Origin of the sequence: Actinomadura napierensis, assembly GCF_039529375.1 — a bacterium.
In the GTDB taxonomy this organism is placed as follows: Bacteria; Actinomycetota; Actinomycetes; order Streptosporangiales; family Streptosporangiaceae; genus Spirillospora; species Spirillospora napierensis.
The window spans coordinates 17,490-35,982 of record NZ_BAAAMR010000025.1; the positions used below are offsets into that span (position 1 = coordinate 17,490).

Here is an 18,493-nt window from a genome sequence, read left to right on the forward strand (position 1 = left end):
GGGCTCCTTAGGAGAGGGGGCCGGTGACGGCTTCGGCGGCGGCGACGAGCGAGCCGTCCCGGACCATGGCGGTCGCGGCGGCGATCTCGGGCGCGAGGTAGCGGTCCGGGCCGGGCGGCGGGACGGCCTCCCGCAGCTTGGCGACGACGGCGGCGGTCGCGGGTCCGGGGCGCAGCGGGCTGCGCAGGTCGAGGGCCCGCGCGGCGGTGAGGATCTCGATCGCGATCACCTGCGTCAGGCCGTCGACGGCGCGGCGCAGCTTGCGGGCGGAGTTCCAGCCCATCGACACGTGGTCCTCCTGCATCGCCGAGCTCGGGATGGAGTCGGCGGACGCGGGGGCGGCGAGCCGCTTCAGCTCGGAGACGATCGCGGCCTGCGTGTACTGGGCGATCATGTGGCCGGAGTCGACGCCGGGGTCGTCGGCGAGGAAGGCGGGCAGCCCGGACGAGCGTCCCTTGTCGAGCATCCGGTCGGTGCGGCGCTCCGACATCGACGCGACGTCCGCGGTCGGGATCGCGAGGAAGTCCAGCACGTAGGCGATGGGCGCGCCGTGGAAGTTGCCGTTGGACTCGACCCGGCCGTCCGGCAGCACCACCGGGTTGTCGACGGCGGACGCCAGCTCCCGTCCGGCGACCAGCTCGGCGTGCGCGAGGGTGTCGCGGGCGGCCCCGTTGACCTGCGGCGAGCAGCGCAGCGAGTAGGCGTCCTGCACGCGCGTGCAGTCGGGACCGCGGTGCGACTCCATGATCCCGGAGGCGGCCAGCAGGGCCCGCAGGTTGGCGGCCGACGCGGCCTGCCCCGGATGCGGCCGCAGTTCCTGCAGGTCGGCGGCGAACACCCGGTCCGTGCCGAGCAGCGCCTCGACCGACATCGCGGCGGCCATGTCGGCGGCGGTGAGCAGCTTGTGCAGGTCGCGGATGGCGAGGACGAGCATGCCGAGCATGCCGTCCGTCCCGTTCAGGAGGGCGAGCCCCTCCTTGGCGCCGAGCTTGACCGGCGTGATCCCCTTCTCGGCGAGCGCGTCGGCCGCCGGCCTCAGCTCGCCGTCCGCGTCCCGCACCTGCCCCTCGCCGATCAGCGCGAGCGCGACGTGCGCGAGCGGCGCGAGGTCGCCGGAGCAGCCGAGGCTCCCGTGCTCGAACACCTGCGGCGTGATCCCGGCGTTCAGCAGGTCGGCGAGCGTCCGCGCGGTGACGGGCTGCACGCCCGTCCGGCCGGTCGCGAGGGTGTGCAGGCGGAGCAGCATCAGCGCCCGGACGACCTCCCGCTCGACCTCCATCCCGGACCCGGCGGCGTGCGACCGGACGATGTTGAGCTGCAGCTGCGCGCGCATCTCCGGCGGGATGTGCCGGGTCGCGAGCGCCCCGAACCCCGTCGAGACCCCGTAGACCGGCAGCGGGCGCGCCGACAGCTCCTCGATGTGCGCCCGCGACTCCCCGACCAGCTTCAGCGCCTCGTCCGTCAGCGAGACCGCCGCGCCGTCCCGCGCCACCGCCGCGACCTGCTCGAACGACAGCGGATCCGGACCGACCCGAACACTGTTGTCTGCCATGACGAAACCCATACCCACGATTCCACCCGGCAGGGGCCGCCGGGGGCAGGGCCGGACGGCCGTTTCCGTCTCGGATACGAGACACTGGCATGATGAGCCAGGTCCCCGCCGTCCGCCGCGCCCTGGCGGTGCTGCGCCTGCTCGCGGCCGCGCCCGGCCCGCTGCCCGCCTCCGCGATCGCCCGCGCCCTGGACCTGCCCCGCTCCAGCACGTACCACCTGCTCACGGCGATGGCCGAGGACGGCTTCGTCACGTCCATCCCCGAGGAGCGCCGCTGGGGCCTCGGCGTCGCCGCCTTCGAGATCGGCTCGGCCTACCTGCGCCACGAGCCCCTCGAACGGCTCGCCCGCCCGCTGCTGCGCCGCCTCGTCGACCGGGTCGGCGAGATCGCCCAGCTCGGCGTCCTGCACGGCGCGGAGACGCTGTACCTGCTCAAGGAGCAGCCGCCCCGGCACGCGACCCTCGTCACCGACGTGGGCGTCCGGATGCCGGCCCAGCTCACCGCCAGCGGCCTGTCCCTGCTGGCGCACCTGCCGCCCGCCCAGGTCAGGGCCCTGTTCCCGGGCCGCTTCGTGAACCGCACCGGGCAGGGCCCCGGCTCGCTCCGCGAGCTGCGCCGCGTCCTCGCCGAGGACGCCCGGCGCGGCTGGTCGTCCGAGGACGGCTACATCACCGAGGGCTTCGCCAGCATCGCCGCCTGCGCGTTCGACCACACCGGGCACCCGACCGCCGCCGTCACGATCACCTTCCGCCGCGACCGGCATCCCCCCGGGACCTGGCCCGCGCTCGCCGCCGGCGTCCGGCGGACGGCCGAGACCCTCACCACCCGCCTGACCGGCCGCCCGCCCGCCTGAGCCGGCGGTATCCGTCAGCAGATGCCGGTGAGATGGCGGCGGGAGCGGAGCGAGGCGAGCTGGAGGCGGCGTTCGGGCGCCACCTTCGCGTACTCCATGCCCATGACGCGCATGCCCCGCCGCTCGGCGAGGGTGGCGAGCGCGTCGTCGGCTAGGGCGAGGAACTGCAGGCGGTTGCGCAGGACGAGGGCGTCCGGGTCGTGCACCAGGGCCTGGTCGAGGCGGTCGATGGCCTCGCCCGAGCGGCGCCACACGCCGCCGGTCTCCCCGCCGAACGCGCCGATCAGCGCGTCCAGGGAGAGCGCCATCCGGGTGGTGACCGCGTGCAGGATCCGTTCGGCCTCCGGAGGCACGGCCGGCGGGGCGGCGGCGATCTCGCGGACGTACCCGGTGATCGTGGTCAGCGCCATCAGCGTCTCGGCGTCGGCGCGGCCGGCGCCGCCGGTCGGCCGGCGCACGATCGGCCGCATGATCGCGTTCAGCCGGAACAGGGCCTGGTCGACGGCGCGCGAGCCGCTGCTCAGCCGGACGTCCCCGGCCGCCCCTGGCTGCGCGCCGGCGTCCGCGACCAGGTCGCGGACGGCGGCCAGGTGCGCGCGGACCGCCTCGTCGATCATCCTGCGGGTGCCGATGGGCAGCAGGACGAGCCCGACCAGCACGGCGGTGAGGGCCCCCACCATGTTCTCGGCGAGCCGGAGGACGATCAGCGAGGTGTCGAAGTCGGTGGTGAACGCGTACAGCTGGACGAGCGCGACGACCAGGCCGATCACCCACCAGGTGTAGTGCGAGGCGATCGAGTACGCGCCCACGGTCAGCCCGGCGATCACCAGCAGCAGGCTGATCCACGGGTGGGCGGCGCCGAGCAGCTCGAAGGACGCGACGCCGAGCGCCCCGCCGGCGACGGTGCCGAGCGCGCGCTGCCCGGTCTTGCGGACCCGCTCGTAGGTGGTGTTGGTCCCGGTAAAGATGATCATGACGCCGATCGCGGCCCAGTAGAAGCGCCGGCCGCTGATCAGGTCGCCGACCGGCACCGCGATCGAGATCGCGACGGCCACCTGCAGGGCCGTGCGCAGGTGCGGGGAGACCCTCAGGCGGCGCCGCACCCCGCCCGGGCCGCCGGAGGCCAGGATCTGCTCGGCGACCGGCCCGGACCCGAGCACCGCCTGCCCGGCGCTCAGCACGACCGGCGACTGGAACGGCGCCTCCTCGCCCTTGTCCGGCGCGGCCCGCCCGGCGTCCACCCATGTCCGTGACGTCCGCGACAGGTCGGTCAGCAGCACCGCCAGGTGGTGGACGAGCGAGGAGGTGCCCACATCGGCGGCCGGGCCGCTCGCCCGCCGCCGGTCCAGCCAGCCGACCAGGTCACGGGCCGTGTACTCCTCCCCCGGGCCGCCGGCGGAGTAGGAGCGGAGCGCGGCGGTGACGTGACGGCGCAGGGCGCCCGGCGGATCGTGGTCGTCCAGCTCGCGGACGGCCCTCGCGACGGCCTGCACCACCAGCTCGGTCTCGAACAGCAGCCGGTGCAGGCGCTCGGCCTCCCCGGTGGTGCCGGGCCGCGCCAGCAGGCCGTCGGCGACCAGGGCGCACTCGTTCAGCCGGGCCTGCCGGCGCCGGAGCCGCCGCAGTGCCCGCTCACGGCCGGTGCCGGTGTCCGCCGCGTCCAGAAGATCGGCGGCGGCGCCGGTCACGTCGGCGGCGCACGCCAGGAACGCCCGCTGGATCCGGGCCAGCGCCTTGGCGGGCGCGGGGCGGGCCAGCGCGAGCCGGGCGGCGATGGACGCGGCGAGCCCGGCCGCGGCGATCGCCGCCATCGGCCTGAACTCCGTCAGCGGCATCGGCAGCAGCAGGCCGCTCAGATACCCCGCGAACAGCACGGCGCCGGCGTCATTGCCCCACGGCGCGAAACGCGCCGCGTAGAACTGCGTGAAGAGCACGGGGACGAGCGCCGCCAGCCCCAGGAACCGGTGCGGGTGCAGCGTCATGCTCAGGTAGAGCGCCAGGACGAACGGCACGTAGACGACCGCGGACCGGACCGTCGCCCGACCCACCCCGTTGTCGGCGATCAGCAGCGAGGTCAGCATGGCCGGCAGCGCGCCGAGCATGAGCCCGATGAACGCCGGCTCGCCGAGCGCCTCCGCGACCCCGTACCCGGCCGCCATCCCGGCCGGGAGGCTGACCAGCATCCGCCGCGCTGCCTGCAGGCGCGCCAGCCCGAGATCCCACGCGAGCAACGACCTCTTCATGCGGCGCAGGAGCCCCAGGCCCCTCGGCCGCGCGTCGTCCGGCAGCAGTTCGCTTTCCTCCCCATCGCCCCCGCCTGCCGGGAGCGTTCCAATGCCGGGCCGCACGGCCCCGACGTCATGCCTCCGCGCGCCCGTACCGCGTCCGTGGCGCCGCCCCCGCGAGGATTGTTAGCCAGCCTCACAATCTTAACCCCGCCGGACCGCCCGTTCGTCCCGGCGCGACCGCCCGGGCCACGAAGGCCCATCCTAGGATGATTAACTATTTGCCTAATGGCTCTAGGGAAACTAGCGTCGCGGGCATGAGACCCCTGACCGAACGGGACATCCGCACGTCCTTCGTCAACTGCTCCAAGGGAGAGGCCAAGCGGCTCGGCCTCCCCCGCGACCTCACCGACCGCCCCTGGGACGATCTCGACTTCCTCGGCTGGCGGGATCCGGGGGCGGCCGGGCGGGCGTACCTGGTCGCCGAGCGTGAGGACCGCCTCGTCGGGATCGCGCTGCGCGGGTCGCCCGGCACGTCCCGCGGCTTCACCTCGCGCAGCATGTGCTCGCTGTGCCTGACGACGCACTCCAGCGGCGGCGTCGCCCTGATGACGGCGCGGCGGACGGGCGATGCCGGGCGCCAGGGCAACACGGTCGGGCAGTACTTCTGCGCCGACCTCGCCTGCCCGCTCTACCTGCGCGGCAAGAAGCAGGCGGCGGTGGGCGGGGACCTCGACGAGTCGCTCACCCTCGCGGAGAAGATCACCCGCACTCAGGGCAATCTCCACGCCTTCCTCGACAAGGTGACCGCCTGAGCCGCGGTCCTGGCAAGGCCCGCCTGCAGTTCGTCAGGCGACCGGGTCCGAACGCCCCGCGAGGTCAGCCCGTCCCGGGGCGCCGGCGCAGGTCGGCGTCGGGCCGCCGTTCGGCGCCGCGCACGGATTAGGTGACGGCGCGGCCCGCCGCGGCCGCGCGTTCGGCCGTTTCCTCCTCCCGCCGCAGCGCGCGGCGATCCGCGCGGCGGCGTCCGGATCGGCGTCGACCCGGTCCGCGCCGACGACCTTCCTGAGCAGGTCGAGGGCTTCCGGCGGCCGCACCTGCTCCTCGTCGGCGACGTCGTCCAGCACGAGCAGCGCCCGCCGCCCGTGCAGGCGGGCGCGGAAGAGCGCGGCCCGGCCCTCCGTCCCATGCGGGACGGCCCCGGCGGGGACCCCGAGCAGCCGCAGGAACGTCTCCAGGACGTCGGCCGGGTCGGCGGGACGGTGCCGCGGGTCCGCCGCGTGCAGGTCGGCGAAGAGCCGGATCTCACCGAAACCGCCCCCGGCGCGCGATCTGGTGCGCCGCGCGGACGGCCAGGCGGGTCTTGCCCGCCCCGGGCGCCCGGGACGGTGCCGTCCAGGCCGGGATCGGCGTTCAGGATCCGCTGCGCGAGGCGCCGCAGCCGCACGCCGGGGTCGATGCCCAGCTCGTCGGCGAGACGGCCGCGCACCACGCAGGTGTCGGCGTACCGTTCCATGAGTAGCAGGCGGAGCAGGTAGCCGGGCGCGCGGGTGACGAGCCGCTCCGACGGCCGCCCCGTCCTGCGCAGGACGCGGCGGAGCCCGGCGATGTACCCGCGGACGTTGGCCGTCGCCGAGGACGGCGGGGTTCCCCACCACACCGCGTCGACCAGGCGGTCGACCGGCACCACCTGGTTCGCTTCGAGCAGGAGCGCGCTCAGGACGGCCTGCTGCCGGGGGCCTCCCAGGTGCAACCGCCGGCCATGCGCGACGACCTCCAGCGGGCCCAGCACCCGGAACTCCCTTAGCGGCCCCCTGCTCGACCGGCGACGGCGGAGCCCGGCATTCGCCCGCGCCCCGAGCCGGCCCCCCGTGTGCACTTTTACCTTATTCAGAAAATATACGGAAGCTAAGCGCGTTCTAGGGCATTGTGGTTTCCATGCTCGAACGAGGAATCCCGGGAAAGCGCGCTCCGGCCACGGCCGGCCATTGCGCGATCACGCGACGCAGCCATTCGGCCGGGGCGGCTTGATCCGCCCGGACTCGTCCGGCCGGCTCTCGCTCCGGTGCGTGACATCACCGCCCGCCTCCGTAGCCCAACGGTAGAGGCCAACTCCTTAAAAGAGTCGAAGTGTCGGTTCGAATCCGACCGGAGGCACACCGGCTCGCCACAACGCCCGGGAAGACGCGACCCGATCGCTTTCCGGCGACAATGGCGGAGCGGAGAAGGACCGCGCCGGATTGATCTACGATTGCGCCGTGCCGGACGAGGGTGGTGGCGCGCGGACGCGACGGTGGCCCTTCGCGGTCGCGGCGCTGGTCGTGCTCGTCGCGGGCGTGCTGGTCGCGGCGGGTGTGAACGGCGCGCTGGGGCTGGAGTCGGTCCCCGCGGCGGTGCCGGCGGAGGCGATGCGGGCCGCGCCGGAGGCCGGCCTGGTCGCGGCGCCGGAGCTGGACGCCGTGTCGCTGCCGGCGTCGGGCACCGCGCTCGAACGCAGGCGGATGCTGCTCGCCGCAGAGTCTGTGGCGTCGGCGCTGGAGGGACGTGGGCGCCCGAAACCCCGCGTCGAGGAGGAAGCGGCCGGTGGCGCGGTGCTGGACGTGCGCCTGACCCGCTCGCTCCCCAAGGGTGCTGACGAGGCATTCCGGCTGCGGAGCCGCGGTGCCGGGTACGCGCTGGACGCGGCGGACGTCGCCGGAGCGGCCAACGGCCTGTACGCGGTCGCCGACCGGATCCGTTCCGGCACGGCCGTGCTGCCCGCGGCCGAGAATGGCCGGGTCGTCGTACCGCGACTGCCGCTGCGGCTGACCGACCACGGATCGGTGGGCCTGGAGGCCGATCGCGCCGCGTTCGCGAAGGGCACCGACTACGGGCTGAACACCGATGCGGTCGGCCCGGCTCTGTTGGGGCACGCACCCTGGGTGGACGCCGCAGCCGCCGGACGCATCGGGGCGCAGTTCCGCCAGTTCGTGGACCACGCGTTGGCGTACGGGTACAACGGCGTCGTCGTACCGGGTTTCCTGGAATACATCACCTTCGACGGCGTGGGCGACGGCCACGCCGTTTACCGCGCGGGCGATCCGCATATCGCTCGGGCGCGGGCGATGCGCTCGGTTTTCGGGCCGATCTGGCAGTACGCCCACGACATGGGCATGAAAGTGTTCTTCCAGACCGACATGCTGGCGCTCTCTCCGCCGTTGAAGCGCTACCTCGGCGATATCGACACCTCCAGCCCCAGGTTGTGGTCGGTCTACCGCGCCGGGCTGCACGAACTGTTCACGGCCCTGCCGTACGCGGACGGGGTGATGGTGCGGATCGGCGAGGGCGGCGGCGACTACAAGCTCCCCGGCTGGGACTATCACTCCGAGATCAAGGTGACGACCGTCCCGCAGGTGCGCGCGATGCTCACCGCACTGCTCGCCCAGGCGGACGCCGACGACCGCGACCTGATCTTCCGCACGTGGAGCGTCGGGGTCGGCGCGGTCGGCGACATGCACACCGATCCCGCGTCCTATCACCAAGTGCTGGACGGCATCGACGACCGCCATCTGATCGTCTCGACCAAATACAGCCTCGGCGACTTCTACAGCGAACTCCCTCTCAACACGACGCTTTCGACCGGGCGGCAGCGACGCATCGTGGAATTCCAAGCCCGGCGCGAATTCGAAGGGTTCGGGGCACTGCCGAACGACCTCGGCGACCTCGAACAGCGGGCCCTGCGGACGCTGCTCGCCGCGAACCCGAACATCGTCGGCGTCTGGGACTGGACGCAGGACGGCGGCCCGCTGCGCGCGGGCCCGATGACCCTCTACCTCCGCGCCGGGTTCTGGCAGATGTGGGACGTCAACGTCTACCTGACCGCGCGGCTCGCCTGGGACCCGGACGTCGACACGGCGGCGGTCACGCGCGACTGGATCCGGCGGACGTTCTCCGCCGATCCCGCGACCGTGTCGGCGATCGCGCAGGTCATGGCGTCGTCGCGGCGGATGGTGACGGACGGCCTCTACATCGGGCCCTACGCCGGCCACCGGGTCAGGGCCCTCGGGCTGGAACCGCCGCCGATGATGTGGATCTTCGAGTGGGACATCGTCACCGGGGACTCCGCGGCGCTCGACACGATCTACCGGGTCGCCAAGCCGCGGATCGGCGAGGCGATCGCCGAGGGCCGGGACGCGGTGGCGCTGGCGCGCAGGATGCGGGCGCTCATCGACGCGACGCCCGCATCGTCCTGGCGTGATCCCCGGCTGCGGCAGCAGTTCGCCGACACGATGGACTACGAGGTGGACCTGTTCACCACGCTCTCCTCGTATCGCGCCATGACGCTGCGGCACGTCCAATGGCTCGACACCGGTTCGGCCAAGGCGAAGTCCCAATGGAAGGCGGCCGAGAAGCAATTCCGTGAGGACGCCCATGCGCACCAGCGGCGGTACGGCGGCTACGTCGCGCTACCGGCGTACAACTTCACCGCGGCGAACATCGGCATGCACCGCGCGGACCGCGACATCGCAATGGCATGGCTGGCCCGGGGATTGCTGCTCGCTTTGGTGGTCGCCGGTGCGCTGGGCACGTCCCCGGGGCAACGATTGCTGCGCGGCGCGCCCGGTTCGGCGGCACTGCGGGCCCTTTGGCTGGGAATGACGCGACCGTGGCGGGCCGGCACGGTCGCCCCGGCGGGACGGGTCGACCGGACGCTGGTCTGGCTCCTGCCCGCCGCCATGCTCGTCCTCAGCCGGGCCGTCTTCACCTGGTTCGCGGCGCCGGCGCATCTCGTCCTCACCCTCGGCGCCTGGGTGGTGTTCGCCGCCGCGCTGCGGTGGCTCACGCGCGGCCGCGACCGTTTCGCGCTGAGCGCCGCTGTCGGCGGCGCCGCGCTGCTGCGCACCATGATCCTTCTGCTCGCGCTGGTAGGACGCGGCCCGGGCCGTTACTGGTACGACTTCTGGACCGCACCCGCGCTGCGCTCGTTCTACATCACCGTCGCGTTCGCGGCGTTCCTCTGGGTGCTCGCGGTCGCGCTCCTCACCTCGCGGGACGCCCTGTCCCGGCGGCGCGCGACGGGCGTGACGCTGATCAGCGCCGGCGCGCCCCTGGCCGTGCTCGGCGGTCTGATCGCGGCCATCGGTCTGGAGCGCGCGCTCACGATCTGGAATGACCAGATGGCGCTGCTCCCCTGGGGCCTGTCGCGCATCCTCGGAATCACCACGTATCTGGGCATCCCGACGGACCTCCCGGTGATCGCCGCCGGCTGCGGCCTGGTCCTCGTCGTCATCGGCGCCCTCCTGACCGGGCGGCGACGGCGTGCCCCGGCGTGACGCCTTTCAGCCTGGGATCGGGATCACCACCGGCGGAAGCTCCGGCAGGGGCCGCCGCCACGCCCCCGACAGCAGGACGCTCACGGTGTGGATGTGCCAGAGCTGCTTCGCCCACCGCTTCGGCGCGTCGCTCAGCGCGTCCGCGGCCGCGTCCCGGTCGAGGATGGCGAACAGCTCTGCGGGACCGTCCATGATCTGGTCCCGCAGGAGGTCGCGGAAGCCGTCGTCGAAGGACGTCCGCCAGCCCCGGCGCGAGTTCCCGGATCAGCAGGTAGAAGGGATATTCGCTGCGCCGCCATTCCGGCGCGAGACCGAGCGCCTCCCGCACCACCCTGTTGTCGAAGAACGGGTGGTAATAGGGCGCGTTCATGAGCGTGGCGGTGTGCGATCCGACGATCCACCGGCCGGTGCGGTAGTACAGGTACAGCTTGTCGAGGACGTCGAACCCGTCGCCTTCGGCCCATTGCCGGTGCTCTTCGGCGGCCCTGGCATTCGCCTCCCCGGTCATCAGCCGCTCCGCGGCGAAGAAGATGAGCCGGACGCGTTTGCGGAGGCCACCCGCACTGACGTCGTCCTGGTCGTACAGAAAGCCGCCGCGCAACGTCTCGCCACCGGACCCGGACGTCCTCGGCACCGGATCGAAGGGCCGGTACCTGTTGACGCTCTCGTACGCCGAATTCATCCCCTCGCACATCCGGACGATGTCGTGCGTCCGCGCAAAAGGGTGCTGGACGGTCACCGACTCCTTGTGCCCTTCGGGGACGGTCAGGTCCACGTGGTGCTCGATCCCGAGCACTTCCGACACCCGCCGGACGAGGACGACGTCCGGATCATCGGCGAACCCATGGGTGGCGCCGGTGAACGGAACTCCGGCGGCCTTCAGCACCGCCGCCATCAGCCGGCTGTCCCGTCCGCCGGAAAGCGCCAGCGCCACCGGTTCGGGATGCCGCCCCAGCGGCGCGGCCGCGTCCACCAGCGCCTCGGCGAGCGGCCCGATCAGCCTCCGCTGGTCCTTCGCGCGCCCGGGCGTCTTCTGCGCCTCCGGCATGGGCTGCTGCCGGACGGTCGTCCGCGCACCGAGCGGCGCCCGCAGCACCGCACCCGCCGGCAACGCGCGCACCCCGCGAAATGGAGTGTCGTCGTTGGCGAAGAACCCATGCCGGATCAGCGGTTGCAGCGTCTCCACCAGGATATCGACCTCCGGGTCCTCCACCCCGGTCTCCACCGCCCGCGCCGCAAGATGGACCAGCAACGCCCGGCTGCCCACGACCCTCACGCCACGGGACTCTGCGTGGTAGACGGGACACACCCGGGCCATCGACGTCGCGGCCTCGATGCCGTCCTCCCCCGCTCTGAACACCGAGAAGACGCCGCCCAGCCCCGACACGGCCGCACCGAGGTCGGGCTCGGTGAGCAGGAGGTCACTGTCCCGCTTCGGCTCCGCCAGGTAGCCGCAGTATCCGAGCCGGTGCCCCGCCCCCTGCACGACGGTCTCGGGGAGCAACTCGTGCTCCGGCTCGTTCGACCAGCCGAACATCGCGACCTGCCCGTCCGGCGCCGTCCACTCGACCGCTGCGATCACGTCCTGCGGCACTGGGAACGCCTCGCGCACCGCACGCCGCGCCGCCCGCAGAGCGACCGGTGGAACAGGCTCGCGCGCTTCGCGCGAGACGAGCAAAAGATAGACGCGCACTACGCGCTCCACTCCATTGGGGACGAAGCACCGACCCCAGCACGCCCAGGTTAATCACCGGTGAAATAAAGGCATCCGGAAACCCGGTCCCGGTACCGCCTGCGCAAAGCCTCCCGCCCAGCACCCTTGCAATGACCGAAAGCGGCCACAGGTATAATAAATTCCGCATTTACGGAGCGTCAGTTTCTTCCTCCGGAATGCCGCGATTCAGCCAGCCGTTAGCCGGAAAGGTGGCACGAAGGGTCCGCCCCCGGGCGTCCCCCGTCCACGACCACGTGGCGGTCAGCGCCTCCACGGTGAGCAGCCCCCGCCCGCCCTCGGCGAGCTCGGTGATGGTCCGCAGCCGCGGCTCCCCCGGCCCACCCTGGTCGGCCACGTAGACGATGACCCCGGCCACGTCCATGCTGATCTCCACGGCGAACCGTCCGCCGGCCCGCCCCGACCGCGTGTGCCGGACGGCGTTGACGGCCAGCTCGTCCAGCACGAGAAGAACGTCGTCCAGCCCGGGGAAATCGGCCAGCAGATGCGCCGCGAATGCCCGGACATACCGGACCTGATCGGTCCTGCCCCGGAATTCCCGCCGCCAGTACATCGGCGCCTCCGGCTCCACCGGAACGGAAACGGCGAGCAACATCGATCACCTCACAAGAAACGACCCGTCACGAACACCCCCATCCTCGAAACCCCCGCAGCCCCCCGCCCACCACTTCCCCCATCCGAGCCGCCACCCCGCCGAAGGTGCGTCCGCGAGACGGACGCCCCCGAAACACAACGCGCAAGAGCGTGAACGTGCACGGATGTGCACGTTCACCATCGGCACGTGACCATCCGCCGGACGACGTTCGAGGGGCTCGCAATCGAGGACACGCTCGGCATTCACGTGATAACACAGAGTCAACACACGGAACCTCGGCCAGCGTTCGCCCCCAGCCTCACCGGCTCGATCACGGAGGTCACCGGTGACCAGTCCCTTCGTCCGCCGGCAGCGCCTCGCCACCGAACTGCGGACCCTTCGAGAGCAGCGCGGCATCACCGCCGACGAGCTCTCCAAACTGATCTTCCGCTCCCGCACGACGATCTCCAAACTGGAGAACGCCCGCTGCCGCCCCGACCTCGGCGACGTCTCGAACATCCTCAACGCGCTCGGCACCACCCGTGAGAAGAGCGACGAGATCTTCGGCATCGCTCGCGAGGCCACCGCGCGCGGCTGGTGGGACGCCTATGGGGACGCCATGGGCTCCAGGCAGCGCCTGTACGCCGACATCGAATCGGGCGCCGCCACCGTCCGCGAGTACAACCAGTTCACGTTCCCCGGGACTCTGCAAAGCCCCGAGTTCATTCGTCTGATGATCAAGCTGGCGGAGAGCGAGGGGAAGATCGACTTCGTCCCCGAACGCATGCTGGACGCCCGGCTACGCCGCCAAGAGCACGCCCTGGGAAAGGACGGCCCGCACTACGAAGCCATCCTCGATGAAGTCGTCATACGCCGTCCGACCGCCCCTCCGCGAGTGATGTTGGGGCAACTCCGGTACTTGATCGAAACCATGCTCGGGCATCCCCGCGTCACGGTGCTGATCCTTCCCTTGGAAGCCGACTTCACAGGCCGTCTACTTCCCCTGTCAGCCTTCTCCCTCTACACCTTCCCGGACCCCGATGACCCTCCAATGACGGTCGTGGACACTGTCAGCACGGACATCGTGCACATCGAACATGACGAGGTGATGAGGTATAACCAACGGTATGAGCATCTACGGCAGGCTGCTCTCTCCGGCGCCGCCAGTCTCGGCCTGCTGACCGATGCGGCCGACGCCCTTGAGAACAGAATCGGACCTCTTCCATGACAACGCGGTACCCCACCTGGCGTAAGTCGAGCTACAGCGAGGCCAACGGGAACTGCCTCGAGATCTCTCCCTCTGCCTCCGGGACGATCGGCGTGCGCGACAGCAAGCAACACGGCGCAGGGCCCATCCTCGACTTCACCGCCCGCGAGTGGACCGCCTTCCTCCAGGCCGTCCGCTCCAAGGCATAGCCGGCCACCACGGTCGAGCCCGCACAACAAAGAGCCCGGCCTTGTCAGCCGGCGCGATCTTCGACCGCGTCCGCATCACCATGAAGCGTCAGGATGGCTCCATGATTGAACGGTACGTTCATTGGCACAAGTCGAGCTACAGCGAGGCCAACGGGGCCTGTCTCGAGATCTCCCGCTCTGTCTCTGGGACGATCGGCGTGCGCGACAGCAAGCAACACAGCGCGGGTCCCATCCTCGACTTCACCGCCCGCGAGTGGACCGCCTTCCTCAAGACCATCCGCTCCACCACGGTGTAACCAGCCACCGCGGCCGGGCCCGCGTGACACGGGCTCGGCCGTGCCATCCAATGTGGCCTTCTACCGAGACTTCCTCGGGCCAGCGCGTGAGTATCGAAGACATGACCACTCGATACACGCGTTGGCGCAAATCAAGCCGCAGCACGCCCGACGGCGATTGCGTTGAGGTAGGGCGCTCAGCTGAGGGCTTGGTCGGGGTGCGGGATAGCAAGGGACGCGGCGCGGGGCCGATTCTTGAGTTCACCGCGCGGGAGTGGGGTGCCTTCCTTCGGGGCGTCCGCTCCTAGGTGTGCCCCGGGCCGCTGCACTCCGTCGGCCGGGGGCTGAAAAAGCAGGGGCAGGGAGAACCTGCTCCCTGCCACTTTCAGGTTATAGCGCGCCTGGGGGCTTGCGGCAAGACCCGGGGGATGGCTCACCATTGGCGGCCGAGACCGGAGCTGTGTGAACGGGGGATCAGCGATATGCGTGTTGTGCTGTCGACGTGGGGGTCGCGCGGGGACGTCGAGCCTTTGGCGGGGCTCGCGATGCGGTTGCGGGAACTCGGCGTGGAGGTCCGGGTGTGCGCGCCGCCGGACGAGGAGTTCGCGGACCTGCTGGCGCGTGCCGGTGTGCCGCTGGTGCCGCTGGGCCCCACGGTGCGCTCGGTGGTGGCCGGTCCGAAGCCGCCGTCGGCGAAGGACGCCTTCCGGCTCGCTCCGGAGCTGGTCGCGGCGCGGTTCGAGACGCTCTCCGCGGCGGCCGAGGGATGTGACGCGCTGCTGGCGACCGGCCTGATGCCGGCAGGCGCGCGGGACGTGGCCGAGAAACTCGGTCTCCATTACGTGTTCGCCTGCTTCCATATCTTCGGCCTACCGTCGCGGCACTTCCCGCCCGGGTCGCGGCCGGGCAAACCGCTGCCGGAAGGCGAGACCGACAACCGGGTGCTGTGGAAGGCGGACGCCCAGAGGGTGAACGCGCTGTACGGCGGGCCGCTCAACAGCCATCGGGCCGCGATCGGCCTGCCGCCGGTGGACGACGTCCGCGACCATGTCTTCGCCGGACGGCCGTGGCTGGCGGCGGACACGGCCCTGTGCCCGTCCCAGGGCATGACGGACTTCGACCTCGTCCAGACCGGGGCGTGGATCCTTCCCGACGAGCGCCCGCTCCCGGCCGGGCTGGAGGCGTTCCTGGACGCCGGAGAACCACCGGTGTACGTGGGTTTCGGCAGCATGGCCGCGCACGCCCCTGAGGGCATCGCCCGGGTCGCCGTCGAGGCGTGCCGGGCGCAGGGCCGCCGCGTGGTCCTGGCCCGCGGCTGGGCCGGTCTGGCCCCGATCGACGACGGGGACGACTGCTTCGCCGTCGGCGAGGTCAACCAGCAGGCCCTGTTCCCCCGGGTCGCGGCCGTCGTGCACCACGGCGGCGCCGGCACCACGGGGACGGCTGCCCGGGCCGGCGCGCCGCAGGTCGTGGTGCCCCGGATCGCGGACCAGCCGTACTGGGCCGCGCGGGTGGCCGAGCTGGGCATCGGCGCGGCGCACAACGGTCCGACCCCGACCTTCGAGTCACTGTCAGACGCGCTCAGGACGGCCCTGACGCCGGAGACCCGGGAACGAGCGCAGGCCCTGGCCCGCACGATCCCCACAGACGGGGCGATGGTGGCCGCGAAGCGCCTGGTCGAGGCCGCCGGGACGGGAGCGCTCAGCCGGCTCTGACGAAGGATCCTCGCCAGATCTCGAGGGGGCCGTCGGTGAGTGCGGTGGCGTAGTTGATGACGCGGGTGTAGCCGTCGTCCAGGAGCATCGGCAGCACCGGGCCGTCGGGGAGGCCGTCGGCGAACGTCCGGGCGATCCAGCTCCGGACCCAGGCCGTTTCGTTGGTCCATTCGGTGGTGGTGAAGCCGGCCTGCCCGATCGATGCGTGAAGCGCGTCGGCGGTGACGACGAAGCTGTCGGTGCCGTCGAGCGACCACGGCATCGGCCAGGGCAGGCCGGCCTGGCCCGGGCCGCACACCTCCCAGACGGCCAGGCGCGCACCGGGCGCGAGGCAGCGGGCGATGTGCGCGAACCAGGCCGCCTTGTCCTCGACGTTCATCTGGACGTGCATGGTGATCGCGGCCTGGAACGGAGGGTCGGGGTGGAACGCGGCGATGTCCCCGACCCGGAACCGGACGAGGTCGCGCACTCCGGATCCGGCGGTCAGGTCGCGGGCGGCGCTGACGTAGGCGGGGGTGATGTCGATGCCGGTGACGTGGTTGCCGGTGCGGCGGGCGATCTGCCTGGCCGGGCCGCCGAATCCCGAGCCGACGTCCAGGACGGCGTCCCCCGCGGCGAGGGCGAGGCTCTCGATGAGCAGGTCGACGGCGTCGGCGCCGCCGATGTGGAACTGGTCGAGGTCGTCCAGCGCACCGTCGGAGTCGAGGCCGGGATGCTCGCGCAGGAGCCGGTCGATCGTCCGGCCGACACCGGTCTCTTCGTAGGTCATCGGGCCAGTTTAATTTTTCAACTCACTGGTTTCTATAGTAAACCGCACGGCGTTAGGCTCGGCGGGTGCGAAGCTATGGCCAGTACTGCTCGATCGCCCGGGCCCTCGACGTCGTGGGCGACCGCTGGACGCTGCTGATCGTCCGGGAGCTGCTCCTGCGGGGCCCGTGCCGGTTCACGGATCTGAAGAACGGGCTGCCCGGCGTCGCGACCAACCTCCTGTCGACCCGCCTGAAGGAGCTGGAGGACGCCGGGCTGATCAGCCGCGAGGACGCGCCTCCGCCCGTCGCGACCGTCCTCTACGCCCTGACCGACGACGGTCTGGCGCTGGAGCCGGTGTTGAAGGCGCTCGGACTGTGGGGGCTTCGGTTCATGGACGCCGAACGTCCGGACGACGCGTTCCAGGCGCGCTGGCTCGCCTACGCTCCCGCCTGGTTCGCCACCGACGCCGACCCCGATGCCCCGCCGGCGGTCGTCCAGCTCATCGCGTCCGGCGAGGAGGCCGTGATCGAGATCGGCGGAGGGGAGGTCCGCGCCCGCGCCGGGCGCGCCGCCGATCCCGATCTCGTCCTGGAGGGCCCGGCCCGCGCCGTCCTGGGCCTGCTCACCGGCGTGATCGGCATCGACGCCGCCACCGGGATCGGGTTGACGACCCGGGGACGGGCCGCAGACGTGCTCGCCCGTCTGCGGCCCGTCGGCTGATTCAGCTGAGGCGGAAGCGGGAGACGAAGTCCCAGATGACGGCGTTGGCGTCGATGTCCTTGGTGGTGCCGCCGAGCAGCGGCCCCAGGTACGGCGTGCCGCCGGGCCAGTTATGGCCGCCGCCCTTGATCTGGTAGAGGATCACCGGGGCGCCGGCGGGGCAGCCGTTGTAGTCGTGCCTGGTGACGGTGGTGCCGTCGTCGGTGTGCGTGTCGGGCAGGTCGGTGTCGGTCGTCGTGGCCGCGCAGCCGTTGTTGCGGGCCCAGAAGGGGGCGGCGGCCGTCGCGGTGGAGTACGGGACGATCGGGTCGGCGTCACCGTGGATCATCAGGATGGGCACGGCGCGGCCGGGGTGGCAGGCGGCCTGGTCCTCGAGCTGGCCCGATACCGGCGCGTAGGCGGCGAACCGCTTGTTCTCGCAGGCCAGCTTGCTGGTGAAGAATCCGCCGTTGCTCATGCCGGAGGCGTAGAGCCGGCGCGGGTCGGCGTTGAAGCGCTTGACCAGGACGTCCTGGAGCGCGGACACGAACCCCGGGTCGTCGACGTCGGCACCCGGCTGGCCGCCGGAGACGCCCTGCCATCCGGTGCCGTAGTGCTCCGGGGTGATCATGATGAAGCCGCGGGTCTTGGCGTAGTCGGCCATGCGCCCGTAGAACTCGGCGAACAGCGGCGTCTCGAACAGGCCCGGGAAGTGGAACAGGGCCGGGAGGGGCGTGCCGTCGTAGCCGTCGGGCAGCCGGAGGATCGCCACCCGCGTCTGCCCGGCGTGGACGAGGTGGATCGCGTGGTCGCCTGGGTCGGGATGACGGTCCTGGACGGTGAAGCCGACCGTCCGGGTGCTTGTCTTTCCGTCGAGCTTCACGGTCCCCTGCCCCTGCCAGGTGACCGTGCCGTCCGAGGGCGTCTGCACGCCGCTGATGACGGTCGCGGAGATCTGCACTCCGGCGTCATCGAGGCTGAACGTCCCCGACAGACCCGCGAGGGTCCGCGACAGCCCGAACCGGACGGTCGCCGTCCCGCCGCTCGCCCCGCTCAATGTCCCCTGCCCCTGCACCTTGTTGGTGTTGTAGTCGGGCGTGGCCTCGGTGACGGTGATCCCGCCGGAGCGCAGGTCGCCGTCGAGCCGGTAGGCGGGCGCGCCGTCCACGGTGACGGTGATCCGGTCGGGACTCAGCGCGTCGGCATGCGCGGACGGCGGCGACGTGACCGCCGGTAACGCCAGTGCGGCGCAGGTCAGCGCCACCCCGGCGGCCAGGCGCCGTCGTCGGCGGGAGGTGAGGGAGTGCGGGCTCATGGCCGTCCTTCCTGCGGGCGTCCCCCAGCGCCGCGGCGAATCCCGGGGTCCAGGCCCCGGCCGTCCTGGCAGAG

The 18,493-nt window shown here is 72.0% G+C and carries 16 protein-coding genes, 1 tRNA gene and 1 pseudogene; 10 read left to right on the top strand and 8 right to left on the bottom strand.

The window, feature by feature from the left end:
* Window positions 1-7: 7 nt before the first annotated feature.
* Entirely contained in the window at window positions 8-1,552 is a 1,545-nt protein-coding gene (hutH, locus tag ABD296_RS16360; RefSeq protein WP_344267346.1) for a histidine ammonia-lyase, read from the bottom strand.
* A 92-nt stretch (window positions 1,553-1,644) separates the two neighbouring features.
* Between hutH and ABD296_RS16365 the strand changes: the two genes are divergently transcribed.
* Window positions 1,645-2,406 (top strand): IclR family transcriptional regulator, encoded by a 762-nt coding sequence (locus ABD296_RS16365; protein ID WP_344267490.1) that lies wholly within the window; start codon window positions 1,645-1,647, stop codon window positions 2,404-2,406.
* Between the two features lie 14 nt (window positions 2,407-2,420).
* Here ABD296_RS16365 and ABD296_RS16370 read toward each other — a convergent pair whose 3' ends face one another.
* The gene (locus ABD296_RS16370; protein WP_344267348.1) at window positions 2,421-4,649 is read right to left on the bottom strand and encodes an FUSC family protein; all 2,229 of its coding nucleotides are present in this window, start codon (window positions 4,647-4,649) and stop codon (window positions 2,421-2,423) included.
* 299 nt (window positions 4,650-4,948) lie between these two features.
* On the opposite strand from ABD296_RS16370, the gene ABD296_RS16375 reads away from it, so the two are divergent.
* On the top strand, window positions 4,949-5,446 hold the full coding sequence (locus ABD296_RS16375) for an FBP domain-containing protein (RefSeq protein ID WP_344267349.1): 498 nt from the start codon (window positions 4,949-4,951) through the stop codon (window positions 5,444-5,446).
* A gap of 33 nt (window positions 5,447-5,479) precedes the next feature.
* On the opposite strand, the gene ABD296_RS16380 is transcribed toward ABD296_RS16375, so the two are convergent.
* Window positions 5,480-5,758 (bottom strand): hypothetical protein, encoded by a 279-nt coding sequence (locus tag ABD296_RS16380; protein ID WP_344267351.1) that lies wholly within the window; start codon window positions 5,756-5,758, stop codon window positions 5,480-5,482.
* A gap of 416 nt (window positions 5,759-6,174) precedes the next feature.
* Window positions 6,175-6,510, bottom strand: a pseudogene (locus tag ABD296_RS50585) (AfsR/SARP family transcriptional regulator); the annotation flags it as partial.
* 205 nt (window positions 6,511-6,715) lie between these two features.
* On the opposite strand from ABD296_RS50585, the gene ABD296_RS16385 reads away from it, so the two are divergent.
* Together ABD296_RS16385 and ABD296_RS16390 are read left to right on the top strand one after the other, a co-directional pair.
* Window positions 6,716-6,788 (top strand) — tRNA-Leu (locus tag ABD296_RS16385).
* A gap of 101 nt (window positions 6,789-6,889) precedes the next feature.
* On the top strand, window positions 6,890-9,943 hold the full coding sequence (locus tag ABD296_RS16390; RefSeq protein WP_344267353.1) for a hypothetical protein: 3,054 nt from the start codon (window positions 6,890-6,892) through the stop codon (window positions 9,941-9,943).
* Here the strand turns inward: ABD296_RS16390 and ABD296_RS16395 are convergent.
* Both ABD296_RS16395 and ABD296_RS16400 read right to left on the bottom strand, forming a co-directional pair.
* A complete protein-coding gene (locus tag ABD296_RS16395) occupies window positions 9,897-11,537 on the bottom strand; it encodes an asparagine synthase-related protein (RefSeq protein ID WP_344267355.1) in 1,641 nt (546 codons plus the stop codon). The two genes, ABD296_RS16390 and ABD296_RS16395, sit on opposite strands and share 47 nt — an antisense overlap.
* A gap of 268 nt (window positions 11,538-11,805) precedes the next feature.
* Complete coding sequence (locus tag ABD296_RS16400; RefSeq protein WP_344267357.1) at window positions 11,806-12,270, bottom strand: ATP-binding protein; 465 nt, start codon at window positions 12,268-12,270, stop codon at window positions 11,806-11,808.
* A gap of 325 nt (window positions 12,271-12,595) precedes the next feature.
* Here ABD296_RS16400 and ABD296_RS16405 point away from each other — a divergent pair, with 325 nt between their 5' ends.
* The 5 genes from ABD296_RS16405 (at window position 12,596) to ABD296_RS16425 (ending at window position 15,655) form a co-directional block, all read left to right on the top strand.
* A complete protein-coding gene (locus ABD296_RS16405; protein ID WP_344267359.1) occupies window positions 12,596-13,477 on the top strand; it encodes a helix-turn-helix domain-containing protein in 882 nt (293 codons plus the stop codon).
* Window positions 13,474-13,665 (top strand): DUF397 domain-containing protein, encoded by a 192-nt coding sequence (locus tag ABD296_RS16410; protein ID WP_344267361.1) that lies wholly within the window; start codon window positions 13,474-13,476, stop codon window positions 13,663-13,665. The genes ABD296_RS16405 and ABD296_RS16410 overlap by 4 nt, the downstream gene beginning before the upstream one ends.
* 41 nt (window positions 13,666-13,706) lie before the next feature.
* Window positions 13,707-13,961 carry a DUF397 domain-containing protein gene (locus tag ABD296_RS16415; protein ID WP_344267363.1) on the top strand — a complete coding sequence of 85 codons (255 nt, stop codon included), beginning with the start codon at window positions 13,707-13,709 and terminating at the stop codon, window positions 13,959-13,961.
* A 101-nt stretch (window positions 13,962-14,062) separates the two neighbouring features.
* Complete coding sequence (locus ABD296_RS16420) at window positions 14,063-14,248, top strand: DUF397 domain-containing protein (RefSeq protein WP_344267365.1); 186 nt, start codon at window positions 14,063-14,065, stop codon at window positions 14,246-14,248.
* Between the two features lie 174 nt (window positions 14,249-14,422).
* A complete protein-coding gene (locus tag ABD296_RS16425; RefSeq protein WP_344267367.1) occupies window positions 14,423-15,655 on the top strand; it encodes a glycosyltransferase in 1,233 nt (410 codons plus the stop codon).
* On the opposite strand, the gene ABD296_RS16430 is transcribed toward ABD296_RS16425, so the two are convergent.
* Window positions 15,642-16,424, bottom strand: a complete 783-nt coding sequence (locus ABD296_RS16430) for an SAM-dependent methyltransferase (protein ID WP_344267369.1) — start codon at window positions 16,422-16,424, stop codon at window positions 15,642-15,644. The two genes, ABD296_RS16425 and ABD296_RS16430, sit on opposite strands and share 14 nt — an antisense overlap.
* A 65-nt stretch (window positions 16,425-16,489) precedes the next feature.
* On the opposite strand from ABD296_RS16430, the gene ABD296_RS16435 reads away from it, so the two are divergent.
* Window positions 16,490-17,125, top strand: coding sequence for a winged helix-turn-helix transcriptional regulator (locus ABD296_RS16435; RefSeq protein WP_344267370.1), 636 nt, complete (start codon window positions 16,490-16,492; stop codon window positions 17,123-17,125).
* A gap of 1 nt (window position 17,126) precedes the next feature.
* Here the strand turns inward: ABD296_RS16435 and ABD296_RS16440 are convergent, their stop codons facing one another.
* Window positions 17,127-18,419, bottom strand: coding sequence for an alpha/beta hydrolase family esterase (locus ABD296_RS16440; RefSeq protein ID WP_344267372.1), 1,293 nt, complete (start codon window positions 18,417-18,419; stop codon window positions 17,127-17,129).
* Between the last annotated feature and the right edge of the window lie 74 nt (window positions 18,420-18,493).